Here is a 17,165-nt window from a genome sequence, read left to right on the forward strand (position 1 = left end):
CAAAATTAAAAATAGGTAATGGGTAATGGGTAATGGGTAATAGATAGAATTTTCGTAAGAATTCAGGAGTCAGGAGTCAGGAGTCAGGAGGAAGAAGGAAGAAGAATATTTTTCTCTTCTGTTAAGAGTTCCCCGCTATATCAAACATTCTCTATGCTGAATCCTTACGAATTTTTTTCCTATCACCAATCACCAATCACCAATCACCAATCACCAATTACGAATTAGTAGTAATTTCCTACTTTGCGATGACGTACTGCTGTGACTGCATCAGGTTTGGAAACGCGTCCTTCTTCGACTGTGCAGTATAAAATCCAGTGGTCACTACATTCCATGCTGGTGACTACTTGACATTCCATATATGCAAGTGCATCTGTAAGAATTGGAGAACCGTTTTTAGCGGTTTGGGTTTTTACGCCGGCAAATCTATCAGCACCGGGATGTAAGCGTTTGAGGAAGTGCTTTTTCAGGTCTTGATAGTTTCCTTCTTCCAAGACATTGAGAACAAAGCGATCGCTCTCTTGGAGTAAATTATCAATAGCCCTGTCCTTAGCTACAGCCATTGTGAAGCCTAAAGGCTGTAAACTCGCTTGTGTTACCCAGGAAGCAATCATTGCTCCACTCATATCACCTTTTTTGGCGGTGACAATATATAAACCACTGCTAATCCTACCCAACGCTTTTTCCATGTTCACGTCGAGAGATTTGATTTGTTTGATGTTGCGTTCTCGCATCACCATTTGTCCCAAATCTGTACCCGCTTCTCCACAAAGTTGGTAGGTAGATGCACTGGGAACTTCTTTAATCCGAATTGCTGGGAAGGCTTCTTTAATTCCCAAGTCAATAAACTTACGACGGAAGGTATCAATGGGTTCATCATCGCCACCGTAACATTCAAATAGTCCCACTACTTGCTTATTTTTGGCAACTGATAATAATGAACTGATTCCAGCTTGAGCAGCAGCTGAGGTAGTTGGAGGCATTCCGATAACAATACCAGCTGCTCTACCAGCTAGTTCTTGAATTGCTTGGGGTTCTGTGGTGTTGAGATCAATTACTTCTACACCCACACCAGCTTTTTGGATACCTTCAGAAATTGCCATCGCCAAGCGATCGCTATAACCGTATTCTGAAACATAGAACAAACCGACAACTGTCTCTGCTGTAGCTTGTCTTTGACTCCAACTGTGGTAGCACTCAGTCAGGATATCTAGGTGATGGTGCAGCAGTGGCCCGTGTCCGTTCGCAATAATGTTAATTTTGCCTAAATCACCCATTCTCTTCATTGCATTCAACAGAGAACGAGCGTTAGGGCCCATTAGGCAATCATAGTAAAACCGGAAATCAGCTTCAATTGCTTCTAAATCTTCATCAAAGGTGCGATCATCACAAAAATGCATTCCAAAAGCATCGCAAGTGTAGATGACTTTGGTTTTGCGGTCAAAGCTGAAAATGGTGTCAGGCCAGTGTAAATTAGGCGCACTGACGAATTCTATCTCATGTCCTTTACCAATATCTATGCGATCGCCACTTTTAACAATTCGCTTAGAAAAAGGATCATGTACCAAACCTTCCAAAAATTGCAACGCTACTTTAGAAGCCAAAACAGTCGCTCTTGGTGCTAACTGTAATACATCTTCTACCAAACCACTATGATCTGGTTCTGTGTGACTGACAATTATATAATCAATTGTCTTCGGGTTAACAATACTTTTAAGGGTTTCTAAATACAAGTGACGAAACTTCTGGTGAGAAGTATCAATCAAAACTGTTTGTTCACCCCTAATTAAATATGAATTATAGGTTGTGCCATTTTGCAAGCCAAATTCAATATCAAAACGATCTCGATCCCAATCAAGAGAGCGAATCGCCGTTGTGTTAGGGGCAATTTCTACAGTTTGTATAGTTAATCGGGGCTGAACTTTCTCTGAGATCGCTACCATGATTCGTCTCCGAGTCCAAATAATATTCTTTTCTCTTCACTATTCTCTTTCTAAATTCTTTTTAAAGCTGTAATCAAGAATAGATTTCAATTATTTTAACTTGTATCAATAAATGCTCTTTTTCAGCATATTTTTTAACTAGAAAAATATACTAATTCCTAAATATGTCAAATGTAATACGACTTAAATATTTATTTTTCTTGGCATAATTTAAAATCCCAAATCTATCATACATATACTTGCATTTCTTGACAAATAATTCATCAAAAAGAGAACGCTAAGGAAAGAATCCTTCAACGTTTTCAGTCTTAATTTCCCCTATAGGATTACTATTTGATTTTTGTTGGCGTAGCCTGCGCTTGCGCTTACAGGATTAAGTATTGTATGGTGCGTTAGGATGAAATCCGTAACGCAACGTTATCAAGGGTTTGGTGCGTTACGCTATACCCATCCTAGCTATTTGGGTATGAGAGAAGCGATCGCTTACGGTGGCAGTTTCACCAACGTTACATCTTTCATTACTAATTTATTTATTTTATCAACTAGATGTTGGGTTTCCTTGCGTCAACCCAACCTACAGGAGAAGCGATATTACTATACCATCAGCAATATCAGTCATTGTCTGTATTCCTGCTTTTCGATATTCCCTGTTCATGAATGATAAATCAAGCTATCTCAGCTATCCCAATCTTTATCTGTTGCGTTCTTCCATATATCTTTCAGAAACATTTCAGCATCTTCAAGTGTGAAAGTCTTTGTTTCTCCATTTTGTTGTATGGTATATCCCCTAATATATCCATAGGACTTAGAATCAGGGTCAATGTCAATTTTAGCCCCACAAGATGAAATACCGCCAAAACCGTAATGCATAATAGTTCCGCAAATTTCATTTAATTCAGCTACTTTCACTTTTGCTGATTCATTTTCAAAAAACGTTGTCATAAAAGTTAAAATTGTGTATCTAAGATTACAAAGAATATAATAATCTGTAAATACCCTGATACCCACCGCATTTACACGGATATAATGATTATTTTAGCGCAAAACTCTAGAAATAATCTCCTAAGCCCGATTAGCAATGTATTCTTGAATAGTTGTATAATCACCATTTTTATAAGCCTTTCGAGCCTCTGAAACCTCAGCAAGAATCTGTGGATCTTCCTCTAATAAATCTTCTTCTGCTTCTAAAACCTGCTCCTCTATGATTCCTAAAAGCTTATATTTTTCTTCTAAACTTAAAGATGTAATTCCTTCAAGTAACGATTCAAAAGTAACTTGTAGCCTAACTATGGTCATCATTTCCTCCTGTTCTTAATCCTATCAAAACACCTTACAATTCAAGTGGCTCATCAAAATCTTCCGGCAGTGGTAAAATAAATATTCCCTTCATTGTTCCAGCAACACGACGCTTCTTTGTCGGTTCTTCTTGGGTAGAGTCTTTAGCGTGCTTATCTATCAAAAATTCAATGTAATGAAGTACCTCTGTCTGAAGAGACTCAGGGAGTTCTTCTAATTTTTCTAAAATAACTGGCTGTATCATTATATTCTCAACTCCAAACCTCGGTTAAATCCAACACAAACCCAGGTAAAATATCCTCCCCAGACAAAGTTACAGGATGAGCTAAAACTTCCACATCTTTACCTGGACGATAAATTTCTACTCGTTGACTTTTGCGGTCAATTAACCAACCTAAACAAGCGCCATTTTCTATATATTCTCTCATTTTGGCTTGCAACTTTTCCAGAGAATCAGTTTTAGAACGTAATTCCAGCACAAAATCAGGACAAATAGGTGCAAAAGTTTCCTGCTGTTCTAAACTGAGAGCATCCCATCTTTCTTGACGTACCCAAGAAGCATCAGGAGAGCGGTCAGCACCATTAGGAAGATGAAAACCAGTTGAAGAGTTAAATGCTTTACCCAGTTTAGTTTGACGATTCCACAGCCAAAGCTGGCCTTCCATATCCAGGTTTTTGTTTCCAGTATCGCTTCCCGTTGGTGGCATAATAATTAACTCTCCCGTAGCAGTTCGTTCTAATTGTAAATCTCGATTAGCAAGTGCTAAATCAACAAACTGCTCATGGGAGATTTTCAACGTTATTGTAGTAGGGATATTCACAGCCATAGCTGGAGATACATTAGCTTGTGTCATCATTCCCTCCTAAAACTGGTACTTGTCTTGTAGTTAGTTCCAGATTAACATCCAAACTTGAGACAAGAAACACGAGGTAATCCTTAATGTATCTCGTTCCCAGTCTCCGAATAGGAATGCTATCACAAAGGCTCTGCCTAAATCTGTCATAAAAGAAAAGCGTTGGGTTGCGCTGTCGCTTAACTCAACCTACCGAAAATGGACAAGGTATTGTGATAGTTAATAAAATAAATCCCCGATTTTTCAAAGAAATCGAGGATCTAGGTTTTACTTAATTACCAGGATGAAATTAAACTGCTGCTAATTCTGGAGTTGGACGCTTGCTGTTGCGGATACTGCTAATAGCCTCAGCATAATCAGGAGCATTAAACACAGCAGAACCAGCTACAATAGCATTAGCGCCGGCTTCCAAAACTTGCCAAGTGTTATTAGCTTTCAGTCCTCCATCAACTTCGATCCAAGGATCTAAACCGCGTTCATCGCACATTTGACGAAGTTGGCGAATTTTAGGAACCACACCAGGAATAAAGCTTTGTCCACCGAAACCGGGGTTAACGCTCATAATTAGCACTAAATCGCACAGTTCCAGTACATATTCAATTAGTTCTAAAGGTGTACCGGGGTTAAGTACAACTCCAGCTTTTTTACCGAGTTCTTTGATTTGTCCCAAAGTCCGGTGTAGGTGAGGTGAAGCGTTATGTTCAGCGTGTACAGAAATAATATCAGCACCAGCCTTAGCAAAACCTTCCACATACTTTTCTGGTTCCACAATCATCAAGTGGACATCCAGGGGTTTGGTTGTAATGGGACGAATCGCCTCCACAACCAGAGGACCTATTGTAATATTAGGTACAAAACGTCCATCCATGACATCAACGTGAATCCAATCTGCTCCGGCTTTGTCTACGGCGCGAATGTCATCACCTAACCGACTAAAATCGGCTGATAGGATAGATGGAGAGATAACTATAGGCTTTTTAGATGGGTTTTGGGTCATGGCTGGTGGGTTTTTAAGCATATTCGTCTGTAGGCATTGTAACAAAATATGGATTTTTTGGAAATTGGAAATTGGAACTGACTACTAACTACTGACAATGAACAAAAAACTAACTTGGATAATTTGCGGTTTGGGAATTTCCTGCTTGAGTTTGCCGGTATTGGCTGCTGTCAAGTTTGGTAGTTCTCTAGAAAGTAGTGGAATTGATGCGCTCAAACTACACAAACCTCCTTACAATTTAACTGGTCGCAAGATTGCCATTGGTCAGGTAGAAATTGGTCGTCCGGGGATGTTTGGCTTGGATAAAGCCGTGTCTAAAAATCGTGCTTTATCTCCAGTTGCGGTGTTTTTACGCAATGTACCAGCTAAATCAAATAGTGGTGTTGATCCCCATGCTTATAATGTTGCGGCTGTGATGGTGAGTAGAGATAAAGCCTGGAAAGGAGTTGCTCCAGATGCGAGGTTATATTCTTCTGCTGTCGGTTCTACAAAGAATATGGGTCAACCAGAGGAGTGTTTATCGACACAACATATAGCGCTACAAAACGGTGGTGATGTTCGTGCTATTAACTTTAGTTTTGGTGAACCGTTGAACCGTGATCCCAGGGCAGAAGCTGTTTTAGATGGCAAAGCTTTACTAACGTTGTGTATTGACTGGTCTACTAGAGTTCATAATGTTCTGTATGCGATCGCAGGTAATCAAGGCAAAGGCGGGATTCCCATTCCTACAGACAATTTTAACGGAGTTAACGTCGCTTTTTCATCCCGAAGAGAGGGGATTTTTAATAAAGTTGATGTTTCTAATCTAGCGAGTAATTATCAAGGTGTGAGCGATAGCGCCAGCGCTGACTGGTCAGTTCGCTTAGTGGGGAAAGAGTTTAATATTGGTGGTAGGCGATCTATAGGTTTAGTTGCTCCTGGTAGTAATATTCCTTTACTCAATCCTGATGGTAAGTTAAATAAGTCCACAGGTTCAAGTTTTGCAGCACCCCACGTTACAGCGACTGTGGCTTTATTACAAGAATTTGCTGACCGACAAATCCGCACAAATCTGCCCAACTGGAGCATTGATGCTCGACATCATCAAGTGATGAAAGCTGTATTATTAAATTCAGCCGAAAAAATCCAAGATAGCGGTGATGGTTTACGGTTGGGAATGACAAAGACGTTAATTGATAAACAAAATCAAAATTGGCTAGCTTCTGATGCTTATCAAAATCCTACAATTCCCTTAGATGCTCAAATGGGAACAGGTCATTTAAATGCTTTTCGTGCTTATCAACAATTTCTTCCTGGTCAATGGCAACCCTCAGAATCTGTTCCCTTTATTGGTTGGGATTATCACACAATTAATGCTGCCTCATCTGTAGAATATGCTTTAGCAAAACCTTTAAAACAAAATAGTTTTGTAGCTCTTACTTTAACTTGGGATAGATTAGTTGAATTAGCAGATAAAAATAATAATCAACAATATGATGTAGATGAAAATTTTATAGATAGAGGACTCAATAACCTCAATCTCTATTTAGTCAAAACAGATGCTAAAGATTCAGATTCTGGTGTTGTTTGTTCATCAATTAGTGAAATTGATAATGTAGAACATATTTTTTGTCCAGTTCCTGCTACTGGTCAATATAAAATTCGTGTGCAGTTTAAACAACAAGTGAATGAAGCAAAGCAAGCTTATGGTTTAGCTTGGTGGACTGTCCCTATCAAATAGCTTTGGCTAAAAAAGTTTTCTGGTCAAGAGTAGAAATCAGAGGGTAGATGTATTCCTTAAAAAAGTAGTAGGTGTTGATAGAACTTAAACACCAACAGACTTTTCACTTTCAATTGCAAAAGCCTAGCACCTGTTTTGATTTTTCAAGTACTTCTTTGGGACGAAATGGTTTAGTTAGATATAGGTCAGCACCAACATCAATTCCTTTTTGTTTATCAAATTCCTGCCCCTTAGCTGTCAACATCACGATGTAGATATCAGCCATTTGTAATTCGTGTTTAATAATTTGACAGACTTCCAGTCCACTCATTTTAGGCATCATCACATCGAGAAAAACTAGATTTGGTTTTTCGGTTTTAATAGTTTCGAGAGCTTCTTCTCCATTTCTAGCAGTTAGGAGTTCAACCCCCTCGTCTTCTAATTCTTCTAGGGCTTGTTCCAACAAAATCACGATATTAGGTTCATCGTCAACAATTAGAATCTTTTGGATCATACAATTTGAGATTTTGTAATTTAGATGAGGATAATTTTTGTTCTTCAGTACATAATATAGCGGTTATCAGTTGAGTGAGGTACAAGAACCCCCATTGGTGCCAACTTAACGTGAAAGCCTCGTAAAATATCAGTTTCACTCTTTCTCGTTCCCATACTCTGTATGGGAATGAATTCGAGAAGGCTCTGCCTTCTATGAAAACAGAGGCAGAGCCTCTGTAATAGCATTCCCAGTCTCCGACTGGGAACGAGATATCATCAGGATTTGAGCTTAAGTTGACACCAATAAAGAACCCCAACCCCCCTTCCCTCCTTCCCTACCAGGGAATTGGGGTTTCAAAGCCTCTCCCCGACGCGGGGAGAGGTTTGGAGAGGGGTTTATTTATACATTGAAAACTTTTCCAACATCCTCTAACTGGAAATGTGATGTGTCTATTTATATCTATTTAAGATTAACCAAAAAATGGGCAATTAAAGTATTCCTTTCATAGGAGAGGAAATAAAGATGTAAAAGATTGGGATTTTCTTGATCTTTATGCATTACTACACCGTCAAGTGCTAGACGATGATGATCTATCCATCTGTCTTTTGAATCTAGTAGAACGCTGAAATAAGGGCTTTTATCTGGATGAGACTTGGTTAAATCTTCGTAGCTTTGATAAAAAGGAGGTATGCCAATTCCCAGTGGCATATACAAGCCTTTTGGATAGTCTTTAACAGCTAGTTTAGGCAGATTTTGGAGGTTGATACCACTGATGAGTAATTTATTTTTTTCCCCGGTTTTTGTATCTCCTAGTATCAATTCTAGTTCCTGTAAATTTTCTTGAACACCAACAGGTTTAATATTTCTTAAAACAGCTTTTTCAAATTTACCTATTCTCCAATATTCATTTTTCCAAGGCTTATTTGAATCATAAAAGCCTGGTGGTATAAAACTTGCAAATTCAACTTTATTATCTCCGCTATAAATATCTCTCCAAGTCCTTAAGTTAGTTGCTAGTGTAGTTCTTATTTTCCGACTTTGCTCTCCAGATGAAAATATCTTTTCATCCATTGGGAATTGGGCAACTATTTCTTTTTCATCGACCACATTTCTCAATAAACTAGCATTAATGACTGTACCAGTCGGATCTTGCCAATGTTCTAATTTCCACCAATGCTTCCAATAGGACATATTATTATTCTTTTCAAAGATATTTTTATAATGTCCCATTGGGAAAGTAAACCAACCTTGATAATAAAGCGTTTTATTATCATCTTCTTTATTAAAAACCAAAACTTCCCAAAATCCTGCATTTAAGCAATTGTTAGCCAATGCAATTTCGACAATATTTTGCTTTTCAAAACCATCTCCTCCGGTAATTTCTATATGTTGAGAATTTGCAGGAAAGCTAATTTGCTGTCTGTTCCACTCCCGGTCTGTAAAGGCAATTATTTCTAAACCTGGATCTTTTTTCACCCATTCTGGTGCTTTAGGAACTAATAAATTTAAATCAACATTTTTGATAACTATTTTGGCTGTTTTTTCGTTGGTCGGCTCTAAAACAAAATCAAAAGTATTTTCAGTTTTTTTGACAATTGTTAGTTTTCTTTGAGAATATCTTTGAAAATTTTTGCCTAATGGAGCAGGATTGGCTGGATATTCGGCATTAGATAATTCTTGGAGTTTAATTGGCATTTTGTCATTGAAATCATATCTGGATTTAAACCAGAAAGCTGTAATTCCAAGTAAACCAAGAAATACGATTAAACTGGCTAATAAGCTTTTTTTGTTGAAAATTTTTGAATTAAGTTTGTCTGGAAAGATGCTTGATTTTTTGAGTTCTGATAAATTGTTATTCATTTTGTGAATATGTACAATTTTAGGAAGCTAGTGGGTTACTAGATTGATTTTAGATGGATAGGAGAAAAATGTGAAGTGTGTAATATGAAATTTAATATTTCAGGCTCTTGATGATCTGTCCTGCTGAGATTACCGATCAGATAGCATAATGAAAACTACATTTTCTAGCTCTTTTTCAAAGCGTAAAGCTTTAAGCAAGTCGGCTTCTTGAGAAAAAATAGAATCAATGATAATCATGTCAGGTTTAGCTGACCGAGCCTTATGAATACATTCTTGAGGATCAGAGGCTACAATCACGCTGTATCCTTGAGTTTGTAGTACATCTGATATGGTCTTTAATGTTGAGGCATTTTTATCAACAACTAATACTTTTTTAGTGGAAGCACCTTGGGAAAGTAACGAGCCGATTTCGCCCAGAAGTTTTTCTGTATGGATAGGTTTAGTGAGATAGCGATCAATGCCAATATGATATCCTCGTTCTTTATCTTCAATAATGGACAACATGATGATGGGAATATCTGCGGTCTGAGGATCATTTTTGAGGACGGCTGCCACGTCAAAGCCATTGATTTGAGGCATCATGACATCTAGGAGAATCAGATCGGGACGGGATGTTTTGATCTGATGAATTGCATCTACTCCGTCTTTGGCTTCCCGGACATTGTAACCTTCATTTTCTAGTTGTTGACGGAGTAGTTCTCGAATGTTGAGGTCGTCATCAACTACCAAAATGGTTTTACGGTTTTCGTTCTGCACGGCATTGGAGGTGATGACGTGATCTTTAAGCTGTTTGACGAGGGTATCTAAATTCAGATTGGAACTAGAGTATTGTTGGCTGGTTTGGGTGGGAACAATAAATGAGAATGTGCTGCCTTTGTTGGGTTCACTTTCTACCCAGATTCTACCGCCGTGATGGTCAATAATTTGTTTGCAGATTGGTAGTCCTAGTCCTGTTCCTTTGGGTTTATCGGTGAGGGTGTCACCAACTTGGCGGAATTTCTCGAAGACTTTCGATTGGTCTTCTGGTGTAATACCAACGCCTGTGTCAATGATGCTGATGCAAACACCATCTTTTGCTTGTTTGATGCGGCAGGTGATAGAACCAGATGCGGTGAATTTAATGGCATTGGAGATCAGGTTGATGAGGACTTGGAGTAGTCGGTTGCGATCGCCTATGATCTGAGGTAGTCCTGGTTCAATTTCGCTGATTAACTTCAATCCATTGCTTTCTAATAATCCCGCTGTGGACTTGGTGGCCCAATCTAGTAATTCGCTGGGATCTAGGGGCTGCATTTGCCATTCCACTTTCCCTGCTTCCATTTTGGCGATATCTAAGACATCGTTTATCAATGATGTGAGTCGTTCTGCTTCGGAGACAATGATATTGAGATTGTCACTGATTCGTTTGATAGTTTTCTGAAGTTTGCGGTCTTCGGTAGCCAGCAAGGGGAAGACATTTATTTCCAGCTTTTCTTTAATAATGGAGGCAAAACCGAGGACGGAAGTTAGTGGTGTTCGTAACTCATGGGAAACCGTGGAGATGAAGTCGGTTTTCATCTTGTCGATTTCTTTTTCTGCTGTTACATCCCGAATGAGGATGACTGAACCTAGCCACACCGCTGCCTCATTCCCAGAAGCTTGTTTGAAGATCGTAGTAGCTAAAGCTTGACCAATTTTTCCTGCTGCTAGATTGACCTCAGCGGTGAAGATTTCTTGATGCTGCTGGCAGGTCTGTTGTACTAAATTAGCGATTTCAGCTTGAGAAATTTCTCGACAGTCTTTTCCTTTGAGGTCAATGTCTCCCAGTTGAAACATTTTTAGCAAAGCAGGGTTGAAGCGTGTAATATTTCCAGCAGTGTTGGTTACAAGTAGGCCATCTGCTAGATTGTCAATGATAGCGGTCAGGTCAGCAAATGTTGATTGCAGTTCTGTGTCTGTTTGTTGCCGTCGCCAGTGGGATAGGGTTAATAACCATACTCCTATCCCGATTGACCCACTCAAAACAATGTATAAAAGTAGGAGTTTTTGAAAGGAATTGTGCGATCGCGCATTCAACACAACAGCAGGAACATGAGTCAATATTTTCCAGCGGTAAGATTTGGCATCAACCTGGCCTTGACTGGAATCAAAAGCACGGGTCGCTCCTGTACTCGATTTAGCCCCTTGCACTGCCAGTAGCGGATACAGGGTTTTAAAGGTGAATAACCCATCAGTTGTTTGTAACTGTCCTGACTCCTGGGTGCTGATTCGCTGCCAGATATGAGGGTAAGCTTTGGCAAAAGTCTGGTCTTTACGGTCTTCGTACATGAAGCCCCACTCATCTTCTGGTTTTGAACCCTTGAGCCAATAACCATCAGTATTGAGTAGCAAAGTTTCACCCATAGTTGTTGAGTTTTCTTTTTTCAAATTGTAGATGAACTTTTCACCCAGATAGTTCAGCACAACAACTCCTCGTTTCTGCCCCTGGGCATCAAATACAGGTGTGCCAAAGCGAATCATCGGCTTGAGTGGTTGTTCGATCTGGCCTCGTCAATATTTAGATCCAGCGGTGAAACAAATACCTCTCCTGATTTGAGGGGAATAGTGTCCTTAAACCAGTAGCGTTTTGCCTGGACTTGCAGTTTTTCTTCAGGGACAACACTGGGCTGACCTTTGTTAAAGTTGACTCTGACAACTTCTTTACCAGTTAAGTCCAGAAAACGAATTTGGTCGTAGAGTTGCTTGTGTTGAGAAAAGGAAAGATACTCTTGAGCGATCGCTTGTTTCAATTTCAGTATTTCAGTTGGACTTACAGATGCATTGAGCATTGACTGTAACTCGTTCTGATTAGCCAAAAACATCAAATCTGACTGGATTAAATTGAAGTTACTGGCAGCCGTTTTCGCTTGCAAGTCAACGTTACGGGTTTCGTTGATGGAGATTGCAACCTCTTCAGCCTTACTTTCTGCTTGGTGAATGATTCGCAGCACACCCCCAAGCAGGACAGACAGTGGCAAAAAAGTGATCAGAAATCGCTTGATAATTTCTGGATGACCGATTTTGGAAAATTGAGAGTTTCTTAACATTAGAGATTTCTATAGATGTTGTTGTAAAAACGTGAACTCGATTCGATATTGAAATTTATTTAAGTAGGTAGACACTAAAAAACCAAAGTATGCAACGAAATGTAAATTTGCCTAAAAACCTCTTCCCTTCTGCCTCCTGCCCTCTGCCTCCTGCCTTGTCTCAACGATAAATATTTATGCCCACCTACTTATTGATCAATATGAGTAGGGTTAGGAGTAGGCAAATAGGCCAACAAGGTGGCATAAAGCTTTAATGAAATTGGGTACTGTTGGAACATTTGGTAAATTTGATCAGGGGATGAACTGCTAATATCTGTATTTTGCTGTAAAAGTCGCCGGATTAATTGAGCATGACGTATAAGTAAATCCGTTGGTCTGAGTATGGGAGTTGTGGAAGCAACGAATCCATCTGCATCAGGAGTGGGGGATAATTCATTGGGGATAGGTGGTGAAGTTTCTATTTTCGGGTCTGGGGCTAAAATAGTGCCATTATGCTCTTGAATACTGGTATTCATGGCACAATTCACCGGAATCTGTATCCAGAATTCTGTCCCCTCACCCGGTTGAGAACGACACTTGAGAATTCCTCGGTGTCTATCCACAACAATTTGGTGGCTGATTGCCATACCTAACCCTGTGCCTTTGCCGACATCTTTTGTGGTGAAGAAGGGGTCATAAATTCGATGCAATACCTCCTCTTTCATACCCATGCCATTGTCAGCAATGCGAATTACCACCCACTCCTGATCGAGAACTTCTGTCACAATCGTGATTTGAGGAATAGTGGTTATTTCTCCATTGTCCATTCCTGTCTCCAGGGCATCAATTGCATTGGACAGGATGTTCATAAACACCTGATTTAACTGTCCGGGGTAGCATTCAATCAGAGGAAGTTTTGCATAGTTTTTAACGATTTCAATTTCAGAATTGTAACTAGCTGCTTTGAGACGATGGCGAAGAATCATCAGTGTGCCATCAATCCCATCATGGATGTTGACGGTTTTCATTTGGGCTTCGTCATGGCGGGAGAAATTCTTCAGAGATTGGACAATTTCCACAATGCGATCAGTACCCAACTTCATTGAATCCAGCAGTTTTGGTAGATCCTGGATAATAAATTCTAAATCTATAGTTTCTAAATCTGATTGTAAATCTAGAGGAGCAACTGGTAGGAATTGCTGATAGTCTTGTAGCAAATGTAATAGGTTTTTGGCGTATTCAGCAACATATCTTAAATTACCGCAAATGAAGTTGAGGGGATTATTGATTTCGTGGGCAACTCCAGCCACGAGTTGTCCTAAACTTGACATTTTTTCGCTTTGGATCAACTGGGTCTGTGCCATTTGCAACTCATGTAGAGCTTGCTGAAGCTTTTCTGTTTGGGCTTTGGCTGCAACAGCCGCTTGACAACTTTGCTGGTAGAGTAAAGCTTTTTCAATAGCGATCGCACTTTGGGAGGCAAAGATACTCACTAGTTTGAGGTGTTCTGCTTTGTATGCGTCGGGTTTGATGGTTCCTATAGCGATCGCTCCCAGTACCCTGGCCTTGGCTCTTAATGGCACACAAATCAAAGAGTTCATGCTGTTGTTCTGCTCTCCTAATCGTGGATCAGCTTGCACATTATTGATGAGTTCTGCCCGACCAGATTGCACAACATGACCAATAATTCCCTGACCCGGTTGCGGCTGACTGTTAACAAAAAATACTCCAAATTCGGCAATAATTTTAAATACACTTGCATCTGAACTAAGAAGCAAAATCATCCCCGCAGATGATTCAATTAATTGACTCATTTCTTCAAGTACAAGTTGGGCGATTTGTTGTGTGTCTAAACTTGTGGTGAGTTGAGTCGAAATATCTTCAAATAAATCAATTTCCTGGTATCTTTCCAACAATTCTTTAGCGAGTTCTTTTTTCTCTGCTTCTTGTTTTGCCAGAATTGAGAGTAAAGCTGCCACTAGGGTTGCCTGTTTTTCCCCAACAACCCAACCGATTATTTTTTCTGAAACCTCAATTGGATATCTGTTGTCTGCAATTTTCTCGCCTATGCTCATCAGTTTAGTGCCATCTATCAGTTCAACATCAATGGCAATATTCAACTGGTTCACTAAGTCTTGAAGCAGAGACGGTAACTCTTTTTTACTCAGAATTTTCTTCAGGCTAACTGTGGACATGAAACACCTCATTGAAAGCAGTTTGCAAATTTACCATATCTTCCGGGCAGTATTAGGAAATAGGTAACAGAGTTAGGACTTACGCAAAATGTGACTGAAAACTTTATGCCTGTGTAGCGTTAATTCATGAATTACCGCTACTTTGCTTCTGCTTTGCGTAAGTCCTAAGAATAAGAAATAGCCAGGAAAATTCAGGATTTCAAGTACCATGATTTTTTATAATAAATCTGCTGTAATTAATCAATCAAACCGGGACGATCTTATACTTCCTTGATATCCGTTACTAAAACTGTAACCATCATCTGTTTATCTGCCAGTAAATGCGATAGTTAACGTCTGACACATCATTAGCGTCTAAATTGATGGGCAGCTAAAAAATAAATGAGGTAGCAGATGAACGGACAGAAGTTTAGTGCTGTGCAAAAAAATTTTTTACAGAGACGTTATGGCGTGAGTTTGGGCAGACGCTACGTTTTAGCGGCAGCCAGTGTTGTACTATTGAGTGTATTAGGCTATTCTCAAGTCGATAGTAGTTACAATTTCGCGAGTAAGTCTCGTCTACCTGATACAGAGTCTCAACTTACTAAAGATAATAAACCGATTTGATTTTTTTGTTTCTGCCTCCTGTCTTCTATGTTCTTGAATTATGTAGATTTGTGATGCCTTAAGCTACGCTATCAGAAATACTGAGGGAATTTTTAGCGTCAGCTTTTGTAGATTCTTCTGATGTCATGGGTGCAACTATTTCCCCAGGAGAGGAGTTTTCGGTATCATGATGAATAATGATCGGAGGACGGACGGCACTAATCACTGTTTTGATGACGACAGCACAGGGAACCGCTACAATTACGCCCAAAAGTCCGCCAATTCTCGCTCCAGTCAAGACAGAAATGAGAATCCAAACCGGATTTAAACCTGTAAAACTGCCTAAAATCCGTGGTGCAATGATATTTTCGAGAATTTGCTGTACTATGACTGCGGCTAATAAGACTCTTGTCCCCATCCAAAAATCTTGCAGGGACACCAATAAAGTTGTGATGGCGATGCCCACAGAACCACCAAAGGGAATCAGAGCCATAATGCCAATAGTTAAACCAAATAATAACCCATAGGGTACTTTCAACCACAAAAAGGTGGGAATGAGGGCTGAAGCCATACAGGTGGATAAAATTAATTGGGTGATAAAGAAGTTTTGAAAGCTCAGACGTACTGTTCTGGAAAAAGGGTCACGAAATTTAGCAGGTAGCCATTCTACTAAGCTTTGCCAGAGTTCACCGCCATGCTGTAATAGATAAAAGGTCAAAACTATTGTCAGCAGGATGTCTAGCAGGCTGGTAAAGGTGACTACGGCTAAATTTAACACTTGCCCGGCGATCGCTTGCAATTGTCCCTTGACGCGATCGTTAATTTGCACGACGATCGCATCAAGATTAATTGGTAAGCCCATGATTTCGGCTTTTTCGTTTAAAATCATTAACTGCGATCGCCCTGAGTCAATCAACTCTGGTAAGCGGGCTACCAGCTGCTGGGCTTGGGTAAGGGCTAAAGGAAAGAGGGTGACACCCAGCGCCAATAAAATGGATAAAGCTAATAAAAATACTAAGATAGCAACTTGTTCTCGTCTCGCGCCGTGGCGTTCCATCCAACTCACTGGGTAGTTGAGCAGAAATGCCAAAACCGAGGCTCCAACTAAAATAGCTATCAAAGAGTGGAAATAATTGAAAATTGCCAATATAGCCCAACCATTGAGAACTAATAGGGGAGCGAATAGTGCGATCGCTCCGATTCGAGCTATTGGTGTAAATTTTTGCCACCAGTCAAGTAGCTTGCGTGTCTGCATTTTCAGATGATTGGGGATAGAACTAAGTTAAATTCTTCTTTACAGACTATTATCTCTAACTAATTGAGTCTTATTTATTCCTCTAGTTTATGATTAGACCAACCACAATGGACAATCTACCACCAATTGATAATTACCCCACGGCTGATGACAAGGTGGCCTCGAAAAGATTACTGCTTTTATATTTGATTCCAGTGCTAGGATTTTTCCCCTCACTCTGGACTCTCTATCACCGTCAGGGCAACCGGGAACAACTAGCTGTCAGTCGTCTGTCCATTACCTTGGGTTTTACATGGATGTTAGGGTACTTATTTTTCACAACTGGGGCAGCAACTTCTGATTTTTTGACACTACGTTTTTTGATACTTAATAGTTTTTTCACATCCGGTTATTTTTTGCTGAGTATTTGGTTAATTTTACGTATCATCCAAGGAAAATCTTACCGATTACCAGGATTGAGTAGTTTGTCCCAGCGAATACTGCGTAAGTTCTAGTACAACCTGAGTTCGGAGTTTCTCCTATGCCTACGGCACGGCTTCGCCGAACGGAGTTTCTCCTTTGGAGACGCTACGCGAACGGAGTTATGATTTTTAAGAGCGAGAGAATAAGGGTTTGAGACTCTTACTGGAGGCGAATTTTCCACAAATTATCTGATGTCGAACTCAAGTTAATCTACTAGATTTTGAATTTTTTTAAGTGATGAGCTAGTCATGGTTTTTACGGCAATTACTCCTCTTGACAGTTAATCTAACAAGGCATATGGTCAAATGTGGTTTATTATTGCCATACTTCCAGAAACATCTCCGGATTAGCAACAAATAAATAGAAATCCGGGTATAGGTCTTGTAGTATCTACTTGAGGAAAAAAGTCAGCACTATTAATTAAGATTTATCTGTCATAGTCTGATTTATTTACATATATTGAGTCAGCAAATTTACGG

The 17,165-nt window shown here is 39.7% G+C and carries 14 protein-coding genes and 2 pseudogenes; 4 read left to right on the plus strand and 12 right to left on the minus strand.

Annotated elements, in window-relative coordinates; genetic code table 11:
• Window positions 1-224 precede the first annotated feature (224 nt).
• Complete coding sequence (locus AC012T_RS10390) at window positions 225-1,943, minus strand: diflavin flavoprotein (RefSeq protein WP_487065440.1); 1,719 nt, start codon at window positions 1,941-1,943, stop codon at window positions 225-227.
• Window positions 1,944-2,340: 397 nt separating this feature from the next.
• Here AC012T_RS10390 and AC012T_RS10395 point away from each other — a divergent pair, with 397 nt between their 5' ends.
• Complete coding sequence (locus AC012T_RS10395) at window positions 2,341-2,604, plus strand: hypothetical protein (RefSeq protein ID WP_487065442.1); 264 nt, start codon at window positions 2,341-2,343, stop codon at window positions 2,602-2,604.
• 14 nt (window positions 2,605-2,618) lie between these two features.
• Here AC012T_RS10395 and AC012T_RS10400 read toward each other — a convergent pair whose 3' ends face one another.
• The 5 genes from AC012T_RS10400 to rpe all read right to left on the minus strand — a co-directional run bounded on the left by AC012T_RS10400 (window position 2,619) and on the right by rpe (window position 5,090).
• Entirely contained in the window at window positions 2,619-2,885 is a 267-nt protein-coding gene (locus tag AC012T_RS10400; protein WP_487065444.1) for a hypothetical protein, read from the minus strand.
• Window positions 2,886-3,005: 120 nt separating this feature from the next.
• Window positions 3,006-3,242 carry a hypothetical protein gene (locus AC012T_RS10405; protein ID WP_487065446.1) on the minus strand — a complete coding sequence of 79 codons (237 nt, stop codon included), beginning with the start codon at window positions 3,240-3,242 and terminating at the stop codon, window positions 3,006-3,008.
• Between the two features lie 31 nt (window positions 3,243-3,273).
• A complete protein-coding gene (vapB, locus tag AC012T_RS10410; RefSeq protein WP_487065448.1) occupies window positions 3,274-3,483 on the minus strand; it encodes a type II toxin-antitoxin system VapB family antitoxin in 210 nt (69 codons plus the stop codon).
• Between the two features lie 7 nt (window positions 3,484-3,490).
• Window positions 3,491-4,093 carry a Uma2 family endonuclease gene (locus AC012T_RS10415; RefSeq protein WP_487066543.1) on the minus strand — a complete coding sequence of 201 codons (603 nt, stop codon included), beginning with the start codon at window positions 4,091-4,093 and terminating at the stop codon, window positions 3,491-3,493.
• Between the two features lie 289 nt (window positions 4,094-4,382).
• Complete coding sequence (gene rpe, locus AC012T_RS10420) at window positions 4,383-5,090, minus strand: ribulose-phosphate 3-epimerase (protein WP_042465865.1); 708 nt, start codon at window positions 5,088-5,090, stop codon at window positions 4,383-4,385.
• Window positions 5,091-5,187: 97 nt separating this feature from the next.
• On the opposite strand from rpe, the gene AC012T_RS10425 reads away from it, so the two are divergent.
• Window positions 5,188-6,810: a S8 family serine peptidase gene (locus AC012T_RS10425; protein WP_487065450.1), complete on the plus strand. Its 1,623-nt coding sequence runs from the start codon at window positions 5,188-5,190 to the stop codon at window positions 6,808-6,810.
• A 109-nt stretch (window positions 6,811-6,919) separates the two neighbouring features.
• On the opposite strand, the gene AC012T_RS10430 is transcribed toward AC012T_RS10425, so the two are convergent.
• From AC012T_RS10430 to AC012T_RS10450, 5 genes and pseudogenes are all read right to left on the minus strand, one after another.
• On the minus strand, window positions 6,920-7,303 hold the full coding sequence (locus AC012T_RS10430) for a response regulator transcription factor (RefSeq protein WP_487065452.1): 384 nt from the start codon (window positions 7,301-7,303) through the stop codon (window positions 6,920-6,922).
• Between the two features lie 441 nt (window positions 7,304-7,744).
• Window positions 7,745-9,145: a hypothetical protein gene (locus AC012T_RS10435; RefSeq protein ID WP_487065454.1), complete on the minus strand. Its 1,401-nt coding sequence runs from the start codon at window positions 9,143-9,145 to the stop codon at window positions 7,745-7,747.
• A 129-nt stretch (window positions 9,146-9,274) separates the two neighbouring features.
• Window positions 9,275-11,050: pseudogene (locus AC012T_RS10440) on the minus strand (ATP-binding response regulator); the annotation flags it as partial.
• Window positions 11,051-11,389: 339 nt separating this feature from the next.
• Window positions 11,390-12,210: pseudogene (locus AC012T_RS10445) on the minus strand (cache domain-containing protein); the annotation flags it as partial.
• 188 nt (window positions 12,211-12,398) lie between these two features.
• Window positions 12,399-14,384 carry an ATP-binding protein gene (locus AC012T_RS10450; protein ID WP_487065456.1) on the minus strand — a complete coding sequence of 662 codons (1,986 nt, stop codon included), beginning with the start codon at window positions 14,382-14,384 and terminating at the stop codon, window positions 12,399-12,401.
• A 393-nt stretch (window positions 14,385-14,777) separates the two neighbouring features.
• On the opposite strand from AC012T_RS10450, the gene AC012T_RS10455 reads away from it, so the two are divergent.
• Window positions 14,778-14,990 (plus strand): proteinase inhibitor I4 serpin, encoded by a 213-nt coding sequence (locus AC012T_RS10455; protein ID WP_487065458.1) that lies wholly within the window; start codon window positions 14,778-14,780, stop codon window positions 14,988-14,990.
• A gap of 58 nt (window positions 14,991-15,048) precedes the next feature.
• On the opposite strand, the gene AC012T_RS10460 is transcribed toward AC012T_RS10455, so the two are convergent.
• Window positions 15,049-16,224 (minus strand): AI-2E family transporter, encoded by a 1,176-nt coding sequence (locus tag AC012T_RS10460; RefSeq protein WP_487065460.1) that lies wholly within the window; start codon window positions 16,222-16,224, stop codon window positions 15,049-15,051.
• Between the two features lie 107 nt (window positions 16,225-16,331).
• Here AC012T_RS10460 and AC012T_RS10465 point away from each other — a divergent pair, with 107 nt between their 5' ends.
• On the plus strand, window positions 16,332-16,718 hold the full coding sequence (locus AC012T_RS10465; protein WP_487066545.1) for a hypothetical protein: 387 nt from the start codon (window positions 16,332-16,334) through the stop codon (window positions 16,716-16,718).
• The last annotated feature ends 447 nt before the right edge of the window (window positions 16,719-17,165 follow it).

Source organism: Anabaena sp. EIM26 (assembly GCF_057568715.1).

Coding starts and splice junctions, on each gene's coding strand:
- AC012T_RS10390 (WP_487065440.1), bottom strand. CDS start 1,943: ATGGTAGCGATCTCAGAGAAAGTTCAGCCCCGATTAACTATACAAACT.
- AC012T_RS10395 (WP_487065442.1), top strand. CDS start 2,341: ATGAAATCCGTAACGCAACGTTATCAAGGGTTTGGTGCGTTACGCTAT.
- AC012T_RS10400 (WP_487065444.1), bottom strand. CDS start 2,885: ATGACAACGTTTTTTGAAAATGAATCAGCAAAAGTGAAAGTAGCTGAA.
- AC012T_RS10405 (WP_487065446.1), bottom strand. CDS start 3,242: ATGATGACCATAGTTAGGCTACAAGTTACTTTTGAATCGTTACTTGAA.
- vapB (WP_487065448.1), bottom strand. CDS start 3,483: ATGATACAGCCAGTTATTTTAGAAAAATTAGAAGAACTCCCTGAGTCT.
- AC012T_RS10415 (WP_487066543.1), bottom strand. CDS start 4,093: ATGACACAAGCTAATGTATCTCCAGCTATGGCTGTGAATATCCCTACT.
- rpe (WP_042465865.1), bottom strand. CDS start 5,090: ATGACCCAAAACCCATCTAAAAAGCCTATAGTTATCTCTCCATCTATC.
- AC012T_RS10425 (WP_487065450.1), top strand. CDS start 5,188: ATGAACAAAAAACTAACTTGGATAATTTGCGGTTTGGGAATTTCCTGC.
- AC012T_RS10430 (WP_487065452.1), bottom strand. CDS start 7,303: ATGATCCAAAAGATTCTAATTGTTGACGATGAACCTAATATCGTGATT.
- AC012T_RS10435 (WP_487065454.1), bottom strand. CDS start 9,145: ATGAATAACAATTTATCAGAACTCAAAAAATCAAGCATCTTTCCAGAC.
- AC012T_RS10450 (WP_487065456.1), bottom strand. CDS start 14,384: ATGTCCACAGTTAGCCTGAAGAAAATTCTGAGTAAAAAAGAGTTACCG.
- AC012T_RS10455 (WP_487065458.1), top strand. CDS start 14,778: ATGAACGGACAGAAGTTTAGTGCTGTGCAAAAAAATTTTTTACAGAGA.
- AC012T_RS10460 (WP_487065460.1), bottom strand. CDS start 16,224: ATGCAGACACGCAAGCTACTTGACTGGTGGCAAAAATTTACACCAATA.
- AC012T_RS10465 (WP_487066545.1), top strand. CDS start 16,332: ATGGACAATCTACCACCAATTGATAATTACCCCACGGCTGATGACAAG.